Here is a 4,734-nt window from a genome sequence, read left to right on the forward strand (position 1 = left end):
TGATTGTGAATAATTTTAGTGGCGCCGTCACGGTTTGCATAGGCTAAGTTGAGGTTGCCGTGCCAACTATTTATCTTATTTGCAGCTCGTTCACTAGAAAGTTCAGTCACAGATTTTTGCATTTTTAAACAGCCACTCTTAAAAACATACCATGACTGCTGCACCCTTATTTGTTTTATAAATATAATTTATATGTTAATTTTTTTTGCGAACTGCACCTATTAGTATCAGATTGTACATTTATCAATTTACAAATCGGAGAAGATGCGGGTAGCATATAAAAATGACGATTCTCGCTGAAACTTCAGCACGTTACCGCACTATTCGTAGCGCGTAAAACCACTGTTTGCATCCAAAACTAAATCATTTACTAAAGGAGTGCAGGCTATGCCTCAAGTTCTCTTCAAAGTTGACTTGACAAAACCGATGTCCCAACAGGAATTAGTCGGTCACAACCGCTGGCATCCAGATATTCCAGCAGTTGTATCTGTTAATCCCGGTGAAGTGTTCCGCATCGAGTGCAAAGACTGGACAGACGGACAAATCAAAAATGACGACAGCCCCGACGATATTCGCGATGTAGATTTAACAGTAGTTCACGTTTTGAGCGGGCCAATTTACGTTAACGGCGCGCAGCCAGGGGATATTTTAGTGGTCGATATCCTCGATATCGGAGCTTTGCAAGGAGACGAATGGGGTTTCACGGGAATTTTTGCTAAACAGAACGGGGGCGGTTTTTTGACCGAGCATTTTCCCAGTGCTGCTAAAGCAATTTGGGATTTTCAGGGAATTTATACGGCTTCCCGACATATTCCAAAAGTCAGGTTTGCTGGGATTACCCATCCGGGTTTGATCGGCTGCGCTCCTTCTATTGAATTGTTGAATAAATGGAATAAACGGGAAGCAGAATTAGTAGCAACAAATCCCGAGCGAGTACCGCCTTTAGCGGAACTGCCGAATCCCAAAAATGCTGTTTTGGGTTCGCTGACAGGGGCAGAATTCGATCGCGTTGCTGCTGAAGCCGCGCGCACTGTTCCTCCCCGCGAACACGGCGGGAATTGCGATATTAAAAACCTGTCGCGGGGTTCGAGAGTTTACTTCCCGGTTTATGTCGAAGGCGCTAAGCTTTCGATGGGAGATATTCACTTTTCTCAAGGTGATGGGGAGATTTCTTTCTGCGGGGCAATTGAAATGTCCGGCTATATCGACCTCCACGTCGATATTATCAAAGGTGGCATGGATAAATACGCGATGGTAAACCCAATTTTTAAACCCGGGCCTGTGGAACCGCGCTATTCTGAATACCTAGTTTTTGAAGGGATTTCTGTTGATGAATTTACGGGTCAGCAGTATTATCTGGATGCCCACGTTGCTTACCGGCGAGCTTGCTTGAATGCGATCGAATACTTAAAAAAATTTGGCTTTACTGGAGAACAAGCGTATTTGCTCTTAAGTTGTGCTCCGGTTGAGGGTCGAATCAGCGGCATTGTTGATATTCCAAATGCTTGCTGCACGCTTGCTATACCGACAGCAATTTTCGAGATGGATATTCTGCCGTCTTAATTAGTAGGGCGGGAACTACCCGCCTTCTGATTCTTTGATTCCCCTTCAAATATCAAAAATTGCTATGCCTCTTTACGATTTTCGGTGTGAAAGTTGCGGGTTATTTGAAAAGTGGCGCCGTCTTGCAGAATTAGATATTCCTGTGCTTTGTCCCACCTGCGAAACTGCTGCAAAACGCATCTTTTCGCCGCCGATGATTTTAACAGGAAATCTGCGGCTCAAAGGTCAAGAGAATAAGGAACCGCAAGTAGTTAAGCGTTCTGAGGAACCTAAAGCGCAGCGGAATCAAGAACACCGAGGGGGACGACCTTGGATGATCGGTCACTGATGCAGTCCCACAGTCAGACAGGGGTTGAAACTCCTGTCTGATGGCTGAAATAAAGGTAGCAATAAATAGTTTTTGATTACCATAGCAGCGTGGGAAATTCTCAACAAAATCCGGGCAACCGATGTCAAAATTTTGTTTTGTGGCACTTGACAGATGTTAGCAAAATCGAAGTGGCATCTGCTGTATATCTGGAAAAAAAATAAAAATAGTACGCGGAGTTACGCTTTGTATAGCCTTTCTTAAAAACATGAGGTATAAATTGAGATTTTAGATTCTGCGGCTCCCCTCGACGAGAGCGGGCGGGCAAGACGCGGTTATCGATCTCTCGCCCAGATACGGGACAAGTCGCTCTAGGGGTAAGGATTGACCAATTGTGAATTAATTGCTGAATACCTGATCTTTGGCTCGATCGGCTATATCTCCAACTTAGTGAAAATACTAATTACCGCGATCGTAAGTTTTTCCAGTCTAGGTATAATCACATAAATTGTTGATACAGATCACAAATACTCGGGTTGGACAACACAGATAATTAACATGGATATGCTAAACCGTGTCCGCTAACAGCGAAAACAGCGATTTATACCAAATTCCACTTTGATCGAATACAGATCGAGCAGAGGTCGGGACACGGCGCCTTCCCTTGTCCTGTGGGGATTAATCGATCGCACTCGATTACACTAGAACCTGCTGTATCTAGTAGAGGTAGTATAAATATCTGTTTCGATATTTTGTCCGCCACCTACTCACTCGCCCAAAAAATACCCAAAGTTCCAAGCAGGAAAACTATTGTATCTTCCGATCGCATTTTTTTAGTAGCAAGAGCCGAAATATTATTGGTTTTAACTTGCGTTAGCCGATTCACTAAATCAAAAATTTATGTTGTGGCGGTGTCTCGTTCGATCAAAAAATTGTCCAGGATGTGAAATACTCCTGATTGTTTTGGGAGGATTTTTTAATGTTATTTTTTACGGACACTCAGTCCCAAGATTACAAACCGGAACCAGAAAATCCCGATCAAAAAAAATTGTTACAGCGGTCAATCATTAATCTAACTTGGCTGAGAGAACGATTCAATCATTTGCGGATCGGTCAAAAAATTAGCTACGGGTATGCTTTGGCGATCGGCATAGCGATTTTAGGCACTGGTGCGGGACTCAAAGCGGGAGAATACTTTCGCAAACAAGCTTTAATTCAGGTAAATCTTGCTGGACAGCAGCAGCAAATGCTGCAAAATTTGCAAAATAGCGTATTTGCCGCGCGATCGCACGCAGCGAGATTACCGGCTGTTTTGGGAAACAGGGTGTCGCTGCAATACGAACACGATCGGTTTGTCCATGAAATCAATCAGGCGAAAGTCCTGATTTCCGAAATGCAATTTTTTGCCATAAAAAATCCAGACAAGCTAGCAATAGAAGAGAAATATTGGCAGTCTACATTGCAACGGAATGCGAGCGTTATTGATTACTACGATCAGTTAACTAAACTGCAATTAAAAGAAGCCCAGGTTTGGGCTTTACCTGCTAACAACATCGAATCCGCACAGCTACAATTATTGAGAAATCGCAGCGGCGAAGAGGCGATCGTACTAGATAACCTTACCGATAATTTAACTGAGTTAGTCGCCACAGTAGAAATTAAAAAGCTGCAAGGGTTAGAATCATTAGAAGAAGCTGAGAGTTTGCGAAACCGAATTATTCTGGGGAGTATGGTAATTTCAGCACTCATCGCTGTGTTGCTGGCGGACAAAACCAGCCGCGCGATCGCCAAACCCCTCGAAACCGTCACTAACGTCGCCCAGCAAGTCGCTCGCGAATCGAATTTTCAACTGCAAGTACCAGTCACAACCGCAGACGAAATCGGAGTTTTAGCAACTTCTTTCAATCAATTGATCCAGCGAGTTAGCGACTATACCGAAGAACTAAAACAAACTCAATCGCAATTAATTCAAACCGAAAAAATGTCATCTCTCGGTCAAATGGTGGCAGGGATAGCCCACGAAATCAACAATCCCGTCAACTTTATCGGCGGCAACATTGACTATGCCAACAGATATATCGAAGATTTGGCTGACTTGGTAGCTCTCTATCAAAAACACTATCCAAACCCACCAGATATAATTCTAGACTGCATCGAAGACATTGAATTGGAATTTCTCAGAGAAGATTTGCCAAAAACCCTGTGTTCGATGAAAATGGGAGCCGATCGCATTCGCGAGATTGTTGTATCTATGCGGAATTTTTCTCGTTTAGATGACGGCAAAATGAAACCCTGGGACATTCACGAAGGAATAGATAGTACCCTGGTAATTCTCAATCACCGACTGAAACAAGGTATGGAAGTTATTAAAGAATACGGCAATTTGCCTCTGGTTGAGTGCTATGGAGCGCAACTAAATCAAGTATTTATGAACGTGCTCGGCAATGCAATAGATGCGCTTGAGGAGGTGAAAAAGGGAGATAAAGCGTTTTCACCAACGATTTGGATTTGCACGGAAGTTGGGACAGATAACGCTGTGACTGTCAAGATTCGGGATAACGGGCCGGGAATTGCAGCAGCTACTGCTCAACATATATTTGACCCGTTTTTTACTACAAAGTCGATCGGCAAAGGCACCGGATTGGGATTGGCTATTTCCTATCAAATCGTTGCCAAGCATCAAGGCAAAATTGAGATGAATTCCGAAATAGGACAGGGCACGGAATTTGTGATTACTTTGCCAGTTGCTGCTTAAACAGTTGACAGTTGACAGTTGACAGTTGACAGTTGACAGATTGTGATAAGAACGGAGATTTAAACTCCGTTCTTATCACAATCTGCCGACCTGAGTAAGGGCTTCAAAC

General features: G+C 43.5%; 3 protein-coding genes. All 3 read left to right on the forward strand.

Annotated elements, in window-relative coordinates:
• The first annotated feature begins 387 nt into the window (after positions 1-387).
• Positions 388-1,563: a formamidase gene (gene fmdA, locus QT974_RS31205; RefSeq protein WP_333472253.1), complete on the forward strand. Its 1,176-nt coding sequence runs from the start codon at positions 388-390 to the stop codon at positions 1,561-1,563.
• Positions 1,564-1,627: 64 nt separating this feature from the next.
• Positions 1,628-1,891 (forward strand): FmdB family zinc ribbon protein, encoded by a 264-nt coding sequence (locus QT974_RS31210; RefSeq protein WP_333472254.1) that lies wholly within the window; start codon positions 1,628-1,630, stop codon positions 1,889-1,891.
• Between the two features lie 958 nt (positions 1,892-2,849).
• Complete coding sequence (locus tag QT974_RS31215) at positions 2,850-4,625, forward strand: sensor histidine kinase (RefSeq protein WP_333472255.1); 1,776 nt, start codon at positions 2,850-2,852, stop codon at positions 4,623-4,625.
• Positions 4,626-4,734: the final 109 nt, after the last annotated feature.

Origin of the sequence: Microcoleus sp. BM001215392 (genome assembly GCF_036700185.1) — a bacterium.
Classification (GTDB): domain Bacteria; phylum Cyanobacteriota; class Cyanobacteriia; order Cyanobacteriales; family Microcoleaceae; genus Microcoleus.

Bases quoted from the DNA above. Each gene is read 5' to 3' on its own strand.
- fmdA (WP_333472253.1), top strand. From the start codon at position 388: ATGCCTCAAGTTCTCTTCAAAGTTGACTTGACAAAACCGATGTCCCAA.
- QT974_RS31210 (WP_333472254.1), top strand. From the start codon at position 1,628: ATGCCTCTTTACGATTTTCGGTGTGAAAGTTGCGGGTTATTTGAAAAG.
- QT974_RS31215 (WP_333472255.1), top strand. From the start codon at position 2,850: ATGTTATTTTTTACGGACACTCAGTCCCAAGATTACAAACCGGAACCA.